The organism is Paenibacillus sp. FSL H8-0537 (assembly GCF_038051995.1).
GTDB lineage: Bacteria > Bacillota > Bacilli > Paenibacillales > Paenibacillaceae > Pristimantibacillus.
This window is the reverse complement of the sequence record NZ_CP150290.1, coordinates 4,322,920-4,340,045: the sequence shown is the minus strand read 5'-3', so window position 1 is coordinate 4,340,045 and position 17,126 is coordinate 4,322,920. Positions and strand designations below refer to the sequence as shown.

Genomic DNA, 17,126 nt, shown 5'->3' with positions numbered 1-17,126 from the left:
GATGAAGGGGGCGCAAACAGAAATTTACTGGACAACCTTTACCCATTCCCTGTTTAGTGGCATACCGCTGCAGGTAGCGGCGACCGAGCGAGGGTTATGTCTAATCGCGTTGCCGGATGACACCCATATGAACCTGAAGCAATGGGTCGGCAAGAAGTTTCCTAATGCGAAGCTGATAGAACATCAGAGCAGACTTTCTCCATATCTGGAACAGCTGCAGTCCTATTGTGAGGGGGAAAGCACGTCATTCGAGATCCCTCTTGATTTACAGGGGACTAATTTTCAGATTTCTGTTTGGACAGCGCTGATGAAGATTCCATATGGGCAAAGCCGCAGTTATTTTGATATTGCGAAGATGATAAATAATCCCCAGGCCACACGCGCAGTGGGAAGCGCCAACGGGGCCAATCCGATTCCTATTGTCATTCCATGTCACCGTGTTATCGGGAAGAACGGCACATTGACGGGGTACAGTGGAGGCTTGCAGGCGAAAGAAAAGCTGCTTCGTTTAGAAGGTTATTTTGATTACACGGTTTCGGGCCATGCTCGTTTTTCGCCATCTATATTATGAATGACGTACGCTGTTTCTTACGGATAGCTCTTAATAACGAGCAGTGGAGCGTATCGCCAGCAAAAAGCTGAAGCCCATAAAGAGGCTCCAGCTTTTTTGTATTATTTATCTATCTTTTCCGCCAAGCTCATTTCCACGCACATGAGAATAAAAGCACCTGCGCCATGCAGATCATTTTCGCTGGTAGGACGGGCGATATAGTGGGCGTAATCACCTATTCCTGTGCCGATACAGATTTGGCCAATGATGACGTGGCCATTCTCATCAAGCTTCAGCGTATCAATAACGCCCTGATAGCCCTTCCAAGCATATTGCAAATACTTGGCATCCAGATAACCGAATCTTACCGCTTTGGCAATGGCATGAACGAACAGCGCGGTACAGGAATTTTCCAGCCAATTATCCGGCTGCTCTGGCTTGTCGACAACCTGATACCATAAACCTGTCGCAGCATCTTGGAAGTTAGTCAGTGAAAGGAGCAGGTCCTGTAGAATACGGACTAGCGCTGCTTTATCCTTATGATCCTCAGGCAGGTATTCGAACATTTCCAGCAAGGCGACAGGGTACCAGCCGATCGCTCTTCCCCAGAACTCTGGAGCAAGCCCCGTATCCGGGTCAGCCCAAGCGGCTTCCTTCGTTTCGTCCCACCCGTGGTACAATAAGCCGGTTTTCGGGTCCTTGGTGTGTTTTGCCATCATAAGGGCTTGGAACGTCATCAAGTCAAAATAGTCGCTTTCGCCAAACGTCTTGCCAAACTGGACGGCAATAGGGCCCGCCATGTATAAGCCGTCCAGCCACATTTGATTCGGGTAATGCTCCTTATGCCAGAACCCGCCCGAAGGATTCGTTTTCCATGACTTTAACAGCGGAACAAGGGTATGCAGCGCTTTTTTATACCGTTCGTCGCCCGTTTGCTCATACAATCTAAATAGAAGAACACCAGGCTGTATATCATCCAGTTCATCCGGATTGTATTTCTTGATGCTTCCGTCCACGAGAATTTGGCTGTCTACCCAGCGTTTAATATAATCATTGTATTTGTCCTTCTTCGTTTCCAGCCAGCATTTCTCCATACCCGACAGAAATACGCCCTGATGATAGTGAAACCGGTCTGGCGGAAGCAATTCCGGCTCAAATTTATCCATTAACGCCTCGCAGGCCTTCTCGGCCCATTGGATGGGGGAAAGGGTGTCTTGCACTCGATTTTCAGACGTAGTATTAGCATTCGAAGCATTCATTGCATTCATTCCTCCTTCTTGTATTAAGCTTAGTTTAGCAGAGGATCATGTACATTTTTTGCGAAAATACCTTTATTCTTCTTATAACTTGCAGAAAATAAGCTGAGGCGTATAATAAAATGACATAACAGATGAGGGGCGGAGCCTAAAGATGGGAGATTTTCAATATGAAAATAAGGACGGGACTTTATTGGTTTCCCACCGGAAGGCGCTAAGCCACAATATGCCAGCCAGCCATTTTCACAGCACGTATGAAATCTTTTATTTAATGTCGGGTAAACGGGAGTTTTTTATTAAGGACAGGACCATGGTGATCAATGAAGGGGATGTGATTATCATCTCTCCCAATATTTTGCACCGGACGACCAACACGGAAACGCCCCAGCATGAACGGCTCATTATTAATATTCATGAGAGCAACATGGCCTCGGCTAATGGCACCTATATAGACACACTGCAGCCGCTGTTTGAGCAGGAGTACATCATTATTAAATGCTCCTTGCAGGACATGCTATCCATCGAGGCGCTATCCAAGCGGATCATCGAGGAGATTCAGGCTAAAAAAGCAGGCTTCGAGATGTATGCGCAGACTTTGGTTTTGCAGCTGCTTCTGGTTTGCTGCCGGCATATTAGACAAAACAGCATCGAGCCCCTAGAATCGCCAAGTCCTATGCATGAAAGAATTTCGGAGGTTGTCCGCTATATCAACAGCCATTATATGCAGGAGCTGTCGCTTCATCCGCTAGCAGAGAGATTTTATGTCAGCCCCTATTATTTAAGCCGTTTTTTTAAAGAGGCAACAGGCTTTACGTTCGTGGAGTATTTGAACAGCGTCAGGATCAAGGAGGCGAAAAAGCTTTTGGAGCAATCGTCGATGAAGGTCAATCTGATTGCGAGGAAGGTAGGCTTCGGCAGTGTGACGCATTTCGGCAGAGTGTTCAAGTCAACGACAGGCCATAAACCATTATTTTATAGAAAGGGGAAGTGAGCGATCGTTTCGGTGGATTTATAATGGATGTGACACTAACCAACAGGTAAGTAGCTATACTTAAAGTGCGTACTTATATAATGGCAGCGTGCGCTTTATACTCAAGAGGCCAATCACACTTTAGGAGGAGCCTTCATTGAAAACACTCGTTATTGTCACACATCCCAGCTTAGAAGCATCGGTCATCAATAAGCGATGGATAGAAGAGCTTGCGAAATATCCGGAAAAGTATACGATACACGAATTGCATAAAGCTTACCCTGATGGAAACATCGACGTGGAGAAAGAACAGCAATTGGTTGAAGCACATGGAAATCTGATTTTGCAGTTTCCTATTTATTGGTTTAATTGTCCGCCTCTCCTTAAAAAATGGTTGGATGAGGTTTTAGCCTATGGATGGGCCTACGGTTCCAAGGGTGGGGACAAATTGAAAAATCGCAAAGTGGCGTTAGCCGTATCCGCTGGAGCAACAGAAGAGAATTATCGGGAAGAGGGAAGATATCGCTACACACTAGCCCAATTATTGGCTCCTTTTGAAATTTCCTTCCTGTATTGCAGTGCTGATTATCGCTCCTATTTTGCTTTTTATGGTACAGAAGCGGAGCCGGGTGAAAATGAACCCGGTGCAGCCGTCTCAACGTCTGCAAGCAAGCTAGAAGCAAACGCATTGGCGTATTTGAATTTTGTTGACAGCCTGTGACCTTGCCGCTGCTCAGTCTCCAACGTAGGCGTACATGACAAAAATGTAACCATTCCTCTCCTGTTTATCATCTAAATCGAACGACGGGACAGGCTGTAAACCCTAAAATGAAGAGGTTGGAGCGGCAGTATTGATTTTATCGAGCTAGCCAGCTCCAAAATTAGGGTAAGCAGGGAGAGGATTTTGATTGATCCACAATAAGAAACGAACCCGTATCACATCCGGCATTTTGGCGGCACTTCTGACGCTGACTTTTGCAGGTGAAGCAAGCGCAAACGCGCAGCGGCCGGAATCCCCTTCGTCTGTCGCAATCAAACCTCAAGCCTCACTTAGCAGTGCCGCTACAAGCCATTTTACGAGCGGCCCGCGTGATGCCAAGGAGGTCGAGGCCTTTTTTGATGCTTTTTTTGAGCAGGACGCCATCCGGCAAAAAGCGGGGGCCGCTGTAATATCCGTCGTGCAAGGCGGAAAAGTACTCGTATCCAAAGGCTACGGTGTAAACGACCTGACGTCCAAGTCGCCTGTTGAGGCAAGCGAGTCCACCTTCCGAATCGCCTCGATCTCCAAAGTGTTCACGGCGGCTGCCATTATGCAGCTCGTCGATCAAGGAAAAATTTCGCTTCAAGATCATATTGAAAAATATTTGGATGGTTACCAACTAACCAATCCCTATGGTACGCCGGTTACCATCGAGAATTTGCTGACGCATACGACGGGCTTTGAGGTGCGCGAGCCTACAGATGCCAGTTATTTATTTGATCCCGCCCAAAAGCCGATTTCACTCAAGGAAAGCATCTTTGCTGTGTTTCCGCCAGTCATTCGCCAGCCGGGAACCTCTTATATGTACGATAATTTCGCATCGCGGCTGCAAGGCTACATCGTCCAGCAGGTAAGCGGAGAGCCTTTCGGGAGCTATGTGCAGAAGCATCTGTTCGAGCCGCTTGGCATGACCTCCAGCCATTTTAGCCTTGCGAAAAATGCAGCCGAACGGCTCGTCACCTCTTATGATGCGGCGGGAGGGGCTATTCCGGTGTACGATTTTTCACCGAGCGAGTGGCCGGAGGGCAGTATGCTATCGACAGCCGCCGATATGGCGCTGTTTATGAAAGCCTTCTTGAACGATGGCCGGGCGGAAGACGGCACGATTATTTTGTCGCCCGAATCGGTGAAGGCCATGTCGACCTATCACATTGCCATCGATCCGGACTTTCCGGATATGACATATGGCTTTGAATCGCCTGTGGCTCTATCTCATACGAATGGTGAAGCTGTCATCTCCAAGGGAGGCGATATACTTGGCTTCAGCTCGCTCCTCTGGCTGCTGCCAGATCGCAAAACCGGTGTTTTCGTATCCTATAATTCAAATCAGGATTTGCGCAATGAGCTGTTTGCTGCATTTATGGATCACTATTACGCTGGTCACCCATCGAAATATGAAGCTGCTGCCGGCTTTAAGCCGCAGCCTGCGAAGGAGCTTGCCAAGTTCGAAGGCTTGTATTCGGATTTGCGAATTAAGCTGCTAACAAAGGTCGAAGCGACGGGCAACGGCACTCTTACCGTAAGCGATATTTCCAGCCGTCAACAATTGAAGCAGGTCGATGATTTGCTGTTTGTGGATGAGCAGGGCAATCCTCTTGCATTCAAGGAGGATGCGGACGGGAAAATCAGCTATCTGAAATATGCTAATCTCTTCAGCTACGCCGCTAAAATACCGGAGCATCAGGAAGGTTTCCCAGACGTGTCGATTGGTCATCCCTATGCCAGTTACATTTTGGGCTTGAAGTCGCTTGGTCTTTTGACAGATGATTTGTCTAAGCCGTTTCAACCGGAGCAAGCGGTCACCCGCGGCGCCTTCATCCAAGCTTTTAATGCGATATGGAGCATTCCTGAATCCGCGAACCCATCCTCGTTTAAGGACGTGGAGCATTCACCGTATCGCAAAGCGATTCAAGCCGCCGTTGAGGCGGGGCTGCTGAATGGGAGCGAGGCCGGCTTGTTTGAGCCGGACCGGCCTATTCTTCGGGAAGAAGCGGCGGCGATCGTTTTTCGTTTGCTGACGATGACGGGCATCAGGACGCAGGATTCAACTGCAACGCTTGCGCCTGGGACATCGAAATGGGCGATTGATGCCGTTAGCTCTATCGTGAAATGGCAGCTGCATGGGCCAGAGGTGACCGAAGCCGGCGGGAAGATGGACTACGGCTCGCGTCGGGCACTAAATAAGCAGGAGCTGGCAGCGCTGCTGTTCACAATGCTGCTTCCAGTATAAAGCTGCGAAGCAGGGTTATAACTTGGGGGGCAATAATTTGCCGCCCCTTTTTGTGTGGAAACTTGTAATGGTATGATGTAGGAAGCGGACACTTGGGTGGCGGGGCTATTCAAGGGCTGCGAACACCGCGGGAAGGGATTTGGCTCTAGTGGATTTGAAAATATTGCTGATAGAAGATGACGATGCCATTTTCCATTCGTTGAAGGAGAGGCTGGAGCAGTGGTCGTTTCAAGTAACGGGCCCAGAGCGATTTGACGATGTGATGCACACTTTTATTAAAGTGCAGCCGCAACTTGTTATTATTGATATTCAGCTTCCTATGTATGATGGCTTTCACTGGTGCCGGGAAATTCGGGCGGTGTCGAAAGTGCCGATTTTCTTTTTGTCCTCGCGTGATCATCCTTTAGATATGGTCATGGCGATGAACATGGGGGCGGATGATTATATTCAAAAGCCGTTTCATATGGACGTGCTGCTGGCCCAAATTCAGGCGATTTTTCGCAGAACCTATGCTTACGGAGAGGCAGCGGCTGATCTGATCGAATGGAACGGCTCTATTATTGATATGAAGCGTGGGCTGATCCGCAAACACGGACAGGATGTGCTTTTGACGAAAAATGAATTTTTTATCCTCGTCGTGCTCGTCCAGGCGAAGGATACAGTTATCTCCCGCCATGATCTCATTCGCAGGCTGTGGGATGATGAGCAATTTGTCAACGACAATACGCTGACAGCGAATATAACCCGTCTGCGCCAGAAACTGGCGGTTTTCCAGCTGGAAGAAGCCATTGTAACTAAGAAAGGGCTGGGCTATATGGCCGCCACGGTATGAGGGGGGAAAGACTTTGCTGCTCCGTTATTTATATGACAGAAAAAGCTGGATCGCGTTCTACCTGCTTTCTTTGCTGTTCATGGATTTGCTAATCTGGCTTGACAATGGCATTGCGATTCAGGCAGTCTCGATGCTGTATATGAACGGGCTGCTCATGCTTGCACTGCTGGCTTTTTTAGGGTGGCGCTTTCAAAAAGAAACAGTCTACGCGCGCGCACTGGCAAGCACAGCTGAACAAATAGAGGAGGACTGGAGCGAAACGCTGCCGCCCGCTTATTTTTATCATGAAGAAGCTGCGAATCAACTTTTGCGAGCGGCCGGCCACTGGTATTCGGACAAGCTTTCAGCTAGCTATGCGGCCCATACGGTGGAGCAGGATGATACGGCGGCATGGGTGCACGAAGTGAAAGCGCCGCTGACCGCCATGAAATTGACGATAGATGCCGATAGGAGCAGCCAGGCGCTGCGAAAAATAGAATCGGAATGGCTGCGCATTCATCTGCTCATTGACCAGCAGCTGTACATTTCACGGCTCCCTTCGCTCGAGGCGGATTATGTGCTGGAGCAGGCCGGGATTCAGCAGCTTGCCGCCCTGGAAGTGCGGGAGCTGGCTTCATGGTGTGTAGAGAAAAATATAGCCGTCCTGTTTGATGGCGAAGAAGCAATAGTCAGGACGGACCGTAAGTGGTGCCGTTTTGTGATTAGGCAATTGCTGACGAATGCGGTCAAATATAGCCCGAAGGGCAGTACGATACTTCTATTGACGACCGTAGCGCCCGAGGGCCATGTGAGGATTACAATCAAGGATGAGGGACCAGGGATTGCCGCTCATGACCTGCCGCGTATTTTTGATAAAGGGTTTACTGGGGGAAACGGAAGGCTGCAAAATGCGGCAACCGGACTGGGGCTTTATTTAGCACGGACGGTTGCGCTCAAAATCGGGGTTGACCTGACTGTGCAATCTGGGCTGCACGCAGGAACAGCAATGGAAATGACCTTCCCTATAAGCAATGCGTTCGAAGCGATTCGGGCATGACGGTCAGAGCAGGAGGCTATGGAGATGAATCATAACAATTTGCCAATAACCGTGCTGCATGCACAGCAGGTTCGTAAATCATTCGGTGTCAGAGGCAGCGCTCAGCAGGTGCTTAAGGGGATCGATCTACGTGTCATAGAAGGGGAGTTTGTCGGCATTATGGGGCCGTCCGGCTCAGGGAAGTCCACATTGATTCATGTACTGTCGACCCTCGATAAAGTGACGGAAGGTAAAATATTCGTCGAAGATGCGGACATCTCAAATATGAAAAATGCCGAGCTGTCTATTTTTCGGCGCAATAAGCTTGGCTTTATTTTTCAGGATTATAATTTGCTGGACACGTTGAGTGTAAAAGAGAACATTTTACTGCCCGTATCGCTTGGCAAGTTGAATAAGAAAGCGGCCGAGGCAGCATTCCAGACCATTGCCGCAGACCTGGGCATTTTGGAAATTGCCGATAAATATCCGCATGAAATTTCCGGAGGCCAGCGGCAGCGGACTTCTGCGGCACGGGCATTGATCCACGAGCCCTCCATTGTATTTGCAGATGAGCCGACAGGGGCGCTGGATTCGAAGGCAGCCTCCTCGCTATTGGGAAAGCTGGAGGCGCTTAATCGGTCGCGCAGCCTTACCATTATGATGGTTTCGCATGATCCGGTAGCCTCAAGCTATTGCAGCAGGGTCGTGTTTTTGAAGGATGGCCAGCTGTATTCTGAAGTGTACCGTGGCAGCAAAACCCGGCAAGCCTTTTACAAAGAGATTATGAATGTGCAGGCTGTGCTCGGAGGTGACCACGTTGACCCTGTTTGAGCTGGTCATCCGCAGCATGCGCAGCAATATGAAGCATTATTCTCTGTATTTTTTTGCGCTTATTGCCAGTACGGCCCTTTATTTTGTATTTGCTACCTTGCAGCACGATACTTCCATCATGGCAGCGACATTCGGAGATGTTCAATTCGCTTCGTTGTTTAAGGTGTCAGGGATGCTGCTGCTGGCCATTGTCATCCTATTCATGCTGCAAGCAAACCGTATTTTTCTGGGACGCCGCAGCCGGGAAATCGGGCTATATCAGCTGGTAGGTCTGACCCGCAGAGGGGTGCTGCTGCTGCTCGTTGCCGAGCATATGCTGCTTGGAATAGGTGCGCTCCTTCTTGGGGTCGGGGCTGGAGCGCTCGCTTCGCGACTTTTTATCCTTATTCTGATGAAGCTGATCGGTATTGAAAAGGTCATAACCCTCTCGTTCTCCAGCTCAGCGGCTGTTCAAACTGTTATTGTATTTGCCATGCTAATCGGTCTTACATGGATACAAATCGTGTTTAAAGTTTATTTTACTACACTCCTCGAGCTGTTCAAAAACGATCGGCAGGGGGAGCATCCGAGACAGCCGAAAGCGGCTCTCTCCGCCATGATGGGACTGCTCAGCTTGGCGCTGATCGGGGCGGGCTATATGCTAGCTGGCAAACCGTTTAGTCAGGAGCCGTTTCTGCAAATGCTGGTTATTCTGGCTTCGACTATACTCGGAACCTACCTGCTGTTTCGTGTCACAATCGGCTGGCTGCTTTACTTTGTACGAAGGAGTAAGAACGGACAGCTTGGATTGAAAAACAGCTTGTCATTGGCTCCGGTTATGCATCGAATGAAAGACAATGCGAGCTCACTTACGCTCATAACGGTTTTGTCAGCGATGACTCTGACCATGGTGGCAATCGCGTATTCGCTGTATTACTCAGCCGAGAGCGAGGCCCGCGGGCTGCTGCCTTACGATTTTATTTTTGAAAATAAGGGGCAGGCTGCAAGTTCATTTGGTGCGGAGCTGGAGCAGGCAGAGCTAACGTTTAAGCATCAGGCGGTTGAGGCTGTTCGGCTGACAGGTCAATTGGGCAATGGCAGGGAAGGAGAGCGCAGTCTCCTGCTGCTCGCAGCGGAACAACTGCAGGCGAGCGGTGCCGATATTGTCATGCCCGGGGAAGGAGAGGCCGTCTGGTATAAAGGACAGAGGGCTGCATTAAGCAAGGAGCCGGATACCGTACTTTTTCCGCAAACCGTGGATTTTGAAGCAAGCGGAATTCCCCTAGCCATTAAGGTGATCAAAGGCTTAGATCGTTATGCGATGAACTACTACGTAAAAGGTAGTCAACTCATCGTCTCCGAGTCGACCCTGCATGCTATTCGTGAGCAGCTGCCCGCTGCTTCTGAACCGGCAGCCATTCGGATAGATACGTACCAAGTTGCAGCTAAGAGCGAGCGCGCAGCGGCAGCGGGCTACTATGCAAAATATGCCAAGGCAGATGAGAATCGGCCGGACTTTGACACCTATTATAAACAGTCGCTTCAAAAGTTCGGACTCATCATTTTTATAGCAGGTTTTCTAGGACTTATTTTCCTGGTGGCGACTGGCAGCATTTTATACTTTAAGCAGATGACAGAGGCGGAGCAGGAGAGGAAGAGCTATACTATTTTGCGCCAGCTTGGTTTCGGAGAACAAGAGATTATGGGCGGTATTATCCGTAAACAGCTGTTCGTGTTTGCGATTCCGCTGGTGATTGGACTTGTCCATTCCATTGTCGCCGTAAAAGCAGCTTCAGCGCTGACGTTGTCAGATATTACATTTCCGGCAGCTGCGGCCATGGCGATGTATACGGTCATTTATTTCGTGTTCGCTGTGCTTACCGTTGGTTATTATCGCCGAATCGTTAGGCTGGCGTTGTAGCAGCTAGGCTGGTAAGCTGCTTAGGAATCCTTCATCCAACAAACAAGCTGGAGCCCGTAAAGAGGCTTTAGCTTATCGCCTGCTGCAAGGCAAAAGCTGTCATGCGATTACTTTGAAGGATATTATGGAGCAATCGCAATTATCCAAGGGCGCTATTTTTCATTACGTGAACAGCAGGGATGAGATTTTTGCCTGGGTGCTGCAGGATCGACTCGAAAGCATCAATGAACATTTTAACGCCGAAGTTGCCAAAACCACGGGTAAATCGTTCGAAGGACCGATGCATATTATTTCCAAAAACCTTTCAGGGTTGGAAGATAGTGATGAAGTGACGAACAAAGTACTTCTATATTTGCTGGGCAGGGAGGATGAACCCGCTATCGCGGAAGTGCTCCAGCATTTTTATGAGCGATCGGTGTTTTTATCTAAGCAATGGATTGTAGCGGGTCAGGAGCATGGGGTGATTGAAGAGACGGTGAATCCAGATATAACGGCTGAATTGTTCGTTCTGCTGTCGTTAGGGCTGCGTGTCCGGGCTTCCTTCCCCTTATCGTCAGCCTCGCTTGCTGTGAGAGAGGTATCTGACTTCATGGCCGGCATCCTCAAGAAACAGTAATTCCTCGATAAAAACAAGGTATCACTATCGATTATTTTTTATATCGTGCTTGCAAAAAACTTCTAAATGATACGGAGGAATCATTATGGCACCATTTATAGCCCTTGTCGCATCTTTTTTGTTATTCAGGATCATAGGTTTGCTGGGCTTATCCTATTTCGATGATTGGCATACATCCTTGCAGGCAGCGGTAGCCATTATGTTTCTGCTGACCGCTTCCGCTCATTGGGGTAAACGCAGAAAGGATCTCATACGTATGGTTCCGCCTGCTTTTCCAAAAAAAGAATGGATCGTGACTGTAACCGGATGCCTGGAAATTGCCGGAGCAATCGGTATATGCCTGCCTGCATTTTCACTTGCTGCTGCTATAGGCTTGACGCTGATACTCGTCGCCATGTTCCCGGCCAATATCTATGCGGCACGCGAAAAAATGACGATTGGCGGCAGGCCTGTACCAAAGCTGCCTTTCCGTGCCTTGCTGCAGCTTATCTTTATTGCAGCGATTGTGCTAGCCTCCCCGTTGTTCAGGCAGTGAGCTTGACCAGCTTGGTGATATGGAAACGATGTAAAGACAGAATAGCTAGCAGGCGCTGTGATATCTAGTGCAGGGCTGACTAAGCCTATAAGCCATTTATAGGATAACTTATAGGCATAGGCTGCCTTTCATTTACTGTCCGCTAACCCCTATTGAATTAATTCCCAAGCACTACATTGTCTACATAAACGGCAGTGGTTCCGGAAGCGTTGCTGGCACCGACGAATTGAATGCCATATTCCTTAATATCGGCCAAATTTACACCTGCCAAATCCAGTGTCAAATTTGCCTGGCCGCCCGCACTAATAGAGACCCAGCCGCTATCCTTCCAAGCGTAGCTGCTGCCATGCTTGACGAATAGCTTTACACCTAACCCAGAGCCGTAATTGCCCCAGCTCGCACCTTTTACAGTAGCTCTAAGCTTCGTATTTCCTGTGAAATTGGTAGTGCCGCTTTTAAATAAATAATGCGTGCTGCCAGCGGACATGGTAATATCGCCTTGCAGCGAACGAGAGCCCTGCGAGCTCCACGCGGTAGTTGACCAAGGGCCTCCAACTAATGAAGTACTGCTCCATCCCTCTGTTCCAGCTTCAAAGGTAGCGAGTGCGCTGCCTCCGCCATTACCGCCATTGCCGCTCAAATATTGGCGCAGCCATTGCAAGGCGGGACGCTCAACGCCAGAGCTTGTAATGAGATGACTTCCAGTTACCCAAGTCTGGTTCTGGATATATCCCCACAGCGTAACGCCTTTGACCGATGGATGCTCCCACAATACCGGGAACTTCTGCTGATATCTGGCCAGCTGCGTGGCGTCATCACCTGTCATGTCAAGCTCTGACACATAAATGGGAAGTCCAGTTGCTCCCAATGTATTCAGAACCGAGTTCATTGTGTTTACGGACACCGTGTCCATATTAAAGTAGTGGGATTGAATGCCGATTCCGTCGATTAAACCTCTGGTTTTGAGAAGATTAATAATTTGAACGTATGTTGCGGCTTTGCTAGGATCACCGATGATGCCATATTCATTTAACAGCAGCTTCGCATTTGGAAAAGCAATACGTGCTTGCTCGAACGACCAGATTACCCAATCCCATCCAGTTGCGCCATCTCCGCCAATCGCGTTGCGGTAGGATGGTTTGGCATGTAAGGGCTCATTGACCACATCGACATACTCCGCATTTGGATAACGCTGGGCAGCTGCCTGAATCCATTGAAGAACCTCAGCACGCTGATTAGCTGCGGAAAGTCCGCTTACCCATGCAGGCTCCTGGCTGCCCCACACTAGCGTATGGAATTTGAAGGGGAAGTTGTTATTTTTTGCATAATTATAGGCCATATCTGCCGAGCCCCAGTTCATGCTGTTTCTTGTTGATTCCACAGCTCCCCACTTGGTGGAGTTTTCTGGCGTCACTTGGTTCCAGTAGGTACCGAAATTTGATGGCGTACTGCCCGCAATAATATTTCCCAAAAACTTGTTACCCGAGGCTAGTCCAGCTGAAGCTTGAGTGCTCCAGGCAGATGGTATTAATGATACGACAAATGCAAACACGGTACACCAAATAATGAGTTTTGACCTTAGCATAACTGATAGCTCCTTCACAATGAATGATTTCAGTATCGTCTCATCTCTCTATCATCCTCTCGGGATTCTACAGCCTCCTCCTATTTCTTAAAGTATAAAGCGCTTACATTTTCATTATATCAACAAATGTATTAAAAATCAAAAAATAGTAAATTTTATATTGAATGGATTTTCGAAGCTCTAGCTTGCGCTGAAAAAATAGTTTTGATAATGAGAATGATTCTTACTATAATAAAAGAGTTGGAAGCGGTAAAAAGATGCGGTAAACAGACATGGAAGGTGAACATAATGAAGTTGCAGGAACAATTGCCCTTATGGAATCATGCGGCTATACGGGTGCTTGATGTTCGTCGGTCTATGCTGCGATTGGGTGACGGGGTGCACGGCTTCCGTTTGCCGGCGAGCGCCTTCTTGGTAGCTGTTGCTGGAGAGGCGAGAGTCCTCATTGACGGTACCGAGCATAACGTCGACCGTTGTTATGTATGCCACGCTGGAAAAGGAGCAACGATTGAAATTAAACAAGTTGCTGAGCCATTCGATTATTATATGATTTTTTATAAAGCCGTTCTAGCTGTGCCTAGCCGCAAGGAGCTGCTAAATGTGTATAGGGACAACAATCCCTTCCAAATGCAATATGGCTTCGCTCCTAACTATCCCCTCGGTGTTCTTGCGAAAATAGAGCAAATGCACACCTATTGGCTGCTGGATGCCCCATTGGAGAAGTTCCATGTGAGAGCTATTTTTCACCAATTGGTGTACGACCTCCTGCTGCAGCTCCATGCGCATGAGGGAACGCCAATGGCTCAGCCGAACTATGTAAGCCAGACGATTCGGTTTATGGAGGAGCGTTATGCCGAGCCGATCAGCCTCCAGGATATAGCAGGTACCCTTCATTGCAGCGAAAGGCAGCTGCAGCGATTATTTAAAGCGAAGCTGAGTATTGGACCGCTGGAATATTTAATCCGAATTCGTATGGATCATGCGCAAGCGATGTTATTAAATACGAATTTACCGCTAAAGGTAATCGCGGAATCGGTAGGCTATGGGGATAGTTATTATTTTAGCCGAGCTTTTAAGAAGCATTTTGGCGTCTCCCCGCTTTATTTTAGGCAAAACCGTCGCATAAGTTCATCCTATGTGTCGGGATATTCCATTGGCTCTCGTTCTAATCTCTCCTATAATAATGAAGGTGATAATCATTATCAATATATTAGCGGGGGAGTTTTAGGAATGAATAGGAGCAAGGGGTCTATTTTAGCGGTCAGTTTGATGTTGAGTTTAATCTTGTTGCTCGGTGCATGTGCAACTGCGCCCGGCAATAGTTCAGGGAACAATACAGGGGGAGCAAGCCCAACGAGCACCGTTTCATCCAATACAAACGCTGCGCAAACGGCACAACAAGCATATCCGGTCGTTATTAAACATGCAAAGGGAGAAATAACGCTGGAGCAGCATCCTACGAAAATTGCGGTGCTTGATACTAAGTTTGTGGACCAGCTGGTAACGTTAAGCGAGCAGCCAGCGGGCAGTGTGAAAGCTGCGGCAGATAAAACCGATTTCCCGGAATATTTATCCGAGAAGCTGACGGATGTTAAATTGCTCGGTACGAGGGATGAGCCGAATTTGGAAGCTATTGCTGCCATGGAACCGGATTTAATCATTTGTACAGAGTTTCAGGAAAAAGTATATGATAGCTTGTCTAAAATTGCGCCTACCATCATGCTCGATTTTGATGAAAATTGGCGCGATACCTTAACGACCTTCGGCAAAATTACAGGGAAATCGGAAGAAGCGAGTGCTGTTCTGGAAGCATATAACGAGAAAACAGCTAAGCTGAAGGAAGAGCTTAAGGCGAGGCTTGGAGACCAAACCGTTGCGCTGATTCGCCCGCGTGATGAAGGCATTCGCATTCATACGCCAAGCCACCGCACAGGAGACATTTTATATAACGATCTAGGCTTGTCCGCTCCACAGCAGGTGCTGGATGAGAAGGATACGGCTTATCAAATTTCGTTTGAGGCTTTTCCAGAGGTAGGGGCAGACCATTATTTCCTCGTGCATGACGACATGTTCAAGGAGGTCGTTGAGGAGTTCCAGCAGACTGAAACTTGGAAAAGTGTTGAAGCCGTGAAAAACAATCAAGTATATGAAGTAGATTCGAACATCTGGATTGCTTATTATGGACCGATCGCGATTAATATGATTGTGGATAGAACGGCAGAAATTTTCCTTGGAACGCGATAACATGCCGATTAATCTTGCACCTGCACAGTGGAAAGAGCTTGAAGCGAGGTTCAAGTTTACGCCTGAAAAAAAGGATCTGCCTGCTGCTCTTTCCATTGTAGCCCAAGATTTGCTAGACCTAGAGAAATGCGAGTCTTATCTGGATCAATTAGCAAATGAAATAGGGGCGCCATCAAGAAGGATAGCAGCGTCCATGCTCGCGAAGCGATATGCTTTTTTATTCGTTGCACCTGTCTTGTATGCGATGACCGTGTACAACAAGGGCTTGCCGTTAACGTTAAATAACTGCAGGCTGGCTTCGCCTGATGAAAGCGAAAGTAAAGCGAGCGGCTCCAAGTTTCCTAATTTAAGCGTTGATGGACTGGAGGTTACCGAGCCGGAGGCGGGAAAACGGCTGGAATGGCGGGAGCAAATGCTGCGTCAGCTATTTGCGGAGCATCTTTCGCCCTTATTTCGTTCATTATCCGCAGCTGGCAAAGTTCCGCTGGCGATTTTGTGGGAAAATGCCTTTGTCCGCATAGCTCCGCTGTATGAGGATGGTTTGGAGGAGGCAGAGGGCGATCCATCTGTTATACAGCGTCTTCATGACGATTTCAAGTTTATGACAGAGACTGCATCAGCGGACCTGTTTGGAGAACGCCGCAACCCGCTTGCGAGGTTTATAAAACCCAGTCACGCGGGCATTGCCGGGGAAATGCTCGCTTCCATTCGGCAAACTTGCTGCTTTTATTACGAAATGTCCTCCGAATATTGCAGAGCTTGTCCGAAGCCTCTCTAGCTGTCATTGACAAACGGGAGGGAGACATGCCCTAGACGATTATAAATTCAATCGTTTAAGAGATCAGCAAGTAACCTATGGATACGATAATACGTTTCAGCAGAAAAGCAGCTATCGGTATGATGCCGATAGCTGCTTTTCCTTTTTCTAATTCCATTTAATTTCTCACTTCAACTTAATCGCAGTAAGACTGCCATTTGTTTTAAAATCCGTTGTATAGGAAACGGTAGCTGTGGCGGAGTAGGTGCCAGTGGGTCCTGTGATGGATATCGTGGGAGCGGAGGAATAACCTGCACCTGCATTTATGATTTTAATTCCGGTCACTTTGCCGTTCGCTAATACGGTTGTAGCGGTAGCCGCTGTATGCGTCCATAACTCACCCTTGCTGCCGTTGTAACGATAGTAGTTTGAAACCTCATCGAGACGGTCGTTGGTAATGTCATAGGGAGCAAGCACCTTTAGCAGAGCTGCTTTATTGGATTGTGCCTGCTCAGAGGTAGGTCCATCGCTTCCGGCGCCTGCTGGTGTTACACCGCTGAAGGCTTCCCTGAATACTTCGGCAGATACGTCAAGCGCGGCCGCAATGAGTACGACGGGTCTGCCATGATCCACGGAATCGGTGTCAAAACCGCCTGTGATCGAGATTGTGTAACCGTTCTGATCGGTTACGCTGGTGCTAGCTTCTGATCGAGGCCCCGCATGTGCAGCTGACTTAGGATTTGCAGAAACCGGAGAGGAGGAAGGATTTTTGTCCGGTTTTTTTTGCTTATGGACTTGGGGTGGGACTGTTTCGTTGGCTGTGGTCAATTGAATGGCACCTGCACTCACCGCAAGCAGAATCAGCAGGGTGACAATCGTTTTTTTGGCTTTCATAGGGGGAAGCTCCTCTCAAATGGGGGGGGGATGTTGTTCTAAAGCTAGATTAATATAACTATGTGTCAGGAAGATGTTGAGGGAGCATGGCGGTGGCGGGGAACTAGGATATGTATGCAAACGTGAGCGAGCCTGATCCAAATTTCCATTC

Annotated in this window: 15 protein-coding genes and 1 pseudogene; 12 read left to right on the top strand and 4 right to left on the bottom strand. The window is 48.4% G+C overall.

Features of this window, described 5'->3' with window-relative positions:
- Position 1: 1 nt before the first annotated feature.
- Positions 2–571, top strand: a complete 570-nt coding sequence (locus tag MHB80_RS18240; protein WP_341278308.1) for a methylated-DNA--[protein]-cysteine S-methyltransferase — start codon at positions 2–4, stop codon at positions 569–571.
- A 101-nt stretch (positions 572–672) separates the two neighbouring features.
- On the opposite strand, the gene MHB80_RS18235 is transcribed toward MHB80_RS18240, so the two are convergent.
- The gene (locus MHB80_RS18235; RefSeq protein WP_341278307.1) at positions 673–1,809 is read right to left on the bottom strand and encodes a glycoside hydrolase family 88 protein; all 1,137 of its coding nucleotides are present in this window, start codon (positions 1,807–1,809) and stop codon (positions 673–675) included.
- Between the two features lie 151 nt (positions 1,810–1,960).
- Here MHB80_RS18235 and MHB80_RS18230 point away from each other — a divergent pair, with 151 nt between their 5' ends.
- The 9 genes from MHB80_RS18230 (at position 1,961) to MHB80_RS18190 (ending at position 11,495) form a co-directional block, all read left to right on the top strand.
- Positions 1,961–2,797 (top strand): AraC family transcriptional regulator, encoded by an 837-nt coding sequence (locus MHB80_RS18230; RefSeq protein ID WP_341278306.1) that lies wholly within the window; start codon positions 1,961–1,963, stop codon positions 2,795–2,797.
- A 136-nt stretch (positions 2,798–2,933) separates the two neighbouring features.
- Positions 2,934–3,497, top strand: coding sequence for an NAD(P)H-dependent oxidoreductase (locus MHB80_RS18225; protein ID WP_341278305.1), 564 nt, complete (start codon positions 2,934–2,936; stop codon positions 3,495–3,497).
- A 187-nt stretch (positions 3,498–3,684) separates the two neighbouring features.
- Complete coding sequence (locus MHB80_RS18220) at positions 3,685–5,766, top strand: serine hydrolase (RefSeq protein ID WP_341278304.1); 2,082 nt, start codon at positions 3,685–3,687, stop codon at positions 5,764–5,766.
- 148 nt (positions 5,767–5,914) lie between these two features.
- Complete coding sequence (locus tag MHB80_RS18215; protein WP_341278303.1) at positions 5,915–6,598, top strand: response regulator transcription factor; 684 nt, start codon at positions 5,915–5,917, stop codon at positions 6,596–6,598.
- Between the two features lie 13 nt (positions 6,599–6,611).
- Entirely contained in the window at positions 6,612–7,634 is a 1,023-nt protein-coding gene (locus MHB80_RS18210) for a sensor histidine kinase (RefSeq protein ID WP_341278302.1), read from the top strand.
- Between the two features lie 24 nt (positions 7,635–7,658).
- Positions 7,659–8,444: an ABC transporter ATP-binding protein gene (locus MHB80_RS18205; RefSeq protein WP_341278301.1), complete on the top strand. Its 786-nt coding sequence runs from the start codon at positions 7,659–7,661 to the stop codon at positions 8,442–8,444.
- Positions 8,422–10,344 carry an FtsX-like permease family protein gene (locus MHB80_RS18200; protein ID WP_341278300.1) on the top strand — a complete coding sequence of 641 codons (1,923 nt, stop codon included), beginning with the start codon at positions 8,422–8,424 and terminating at the stop codon, positions 10,342–10,344. The genes MHB80_RS18205 and MHB80_RS18200 overlap by 23 nt, the downstream gene beginning before the upstream one ends.
- Positions 10,345–10,468: 124 nt before the next feature.
- Complete coding sequence (locus tag MHB80_RS18195) at positions 10,469–10,960, top strand: TetR/AcrR family transcriptional regulator (RefSeq protein WP_341278299.1); 492 nt, start codon at positions 10,469–10,471, stop codon at positions 10,958–10,960.
- A gap of 85 nt (positions 10,961–11,045) precedes the next feature.
- A complete protein-coding gene (locus MHB80_RS18190) occupies positions 11,046–11,495 on the top strand; it encodes a DoxX family protein (protein ID WP_341278298.1) in 450 nt (149 codons plus the stop codon).
- Between the two features lie 157 nt (positions 11,496–11,652).
- Here the strand turns inward: MHB80_RS18190 and MHB80_RS18185 are convergent, their stop codons facing one another.
- On the bottom strand, positions 11,653–12,135 hold the full coding sequence (locus MHB80_RS18185) for a hypothetical protein (RefSeq protein ID WP_341283021.1): 483 nt from the start codon (positions 12,133–12,135) through the stop codon (positions 11,653–11,655).
- Positions 12,133–13,080, bottom strand: a pseudogene (locus tag MHB80_RS18180) (endo-1,4-beta-xylanase); the annotation flags it as partial. The gene MHB80_RS18185 and the pseudogene MHB80_RS18180, both read right to left, overlap by 3 nt.
- A 288-nt stretch (positions 13,081–13,368) precedes the next feature.
- On the opposite strand from MHB80_RS18180, the gene MHB80_RS18175 reads away from it, so the two are divergent.
- Positions 13,369–15,324: an AraC family transcriptional regulator gene (locus MHB80_RS18175; RefSeq protein WP_341278297.1), complete on the top strand. Its 1,956-nt coding sequence runs from the start codon at positions 13,369–13,371 to the stop codon at positions 15,322–15,324.
- Positions 15,311–16,102, top strand: a complete 792-nt coding sequence (locus MHB80_RS18170) for an IucA/IucC family C-terminal-domain containing protein (protein WP_341278296.1) — start codon at positions 15,311–15,313, stop codon at positions 16,100–16,102. The genes MHB80_RS18175 and MHB80_RS18170 overlap by 14 nt, the downstream gene beginning before the upstream one ends.
- Before the next feature lie 165 nt (positions 16,103–16,267).
- Here the strand turns inward: MHB80_RS18170 and MHB80_RS18165 are convergent, their stop codons facing one another.
- Positions 16,268–16,975 (bottom strand): hypothetical protein, encoded by a 708-nt coding sequence (locus tag MHB80_RS18165; RefSeq protein ID WP_341278295.1) that lies wholly within the window; start codon positions 16,973–16,975, stop codon positions 16,268–16,270.
- Between the last annotated feature and the right edge of the window lie 151 nt (positions 16,976–17,126).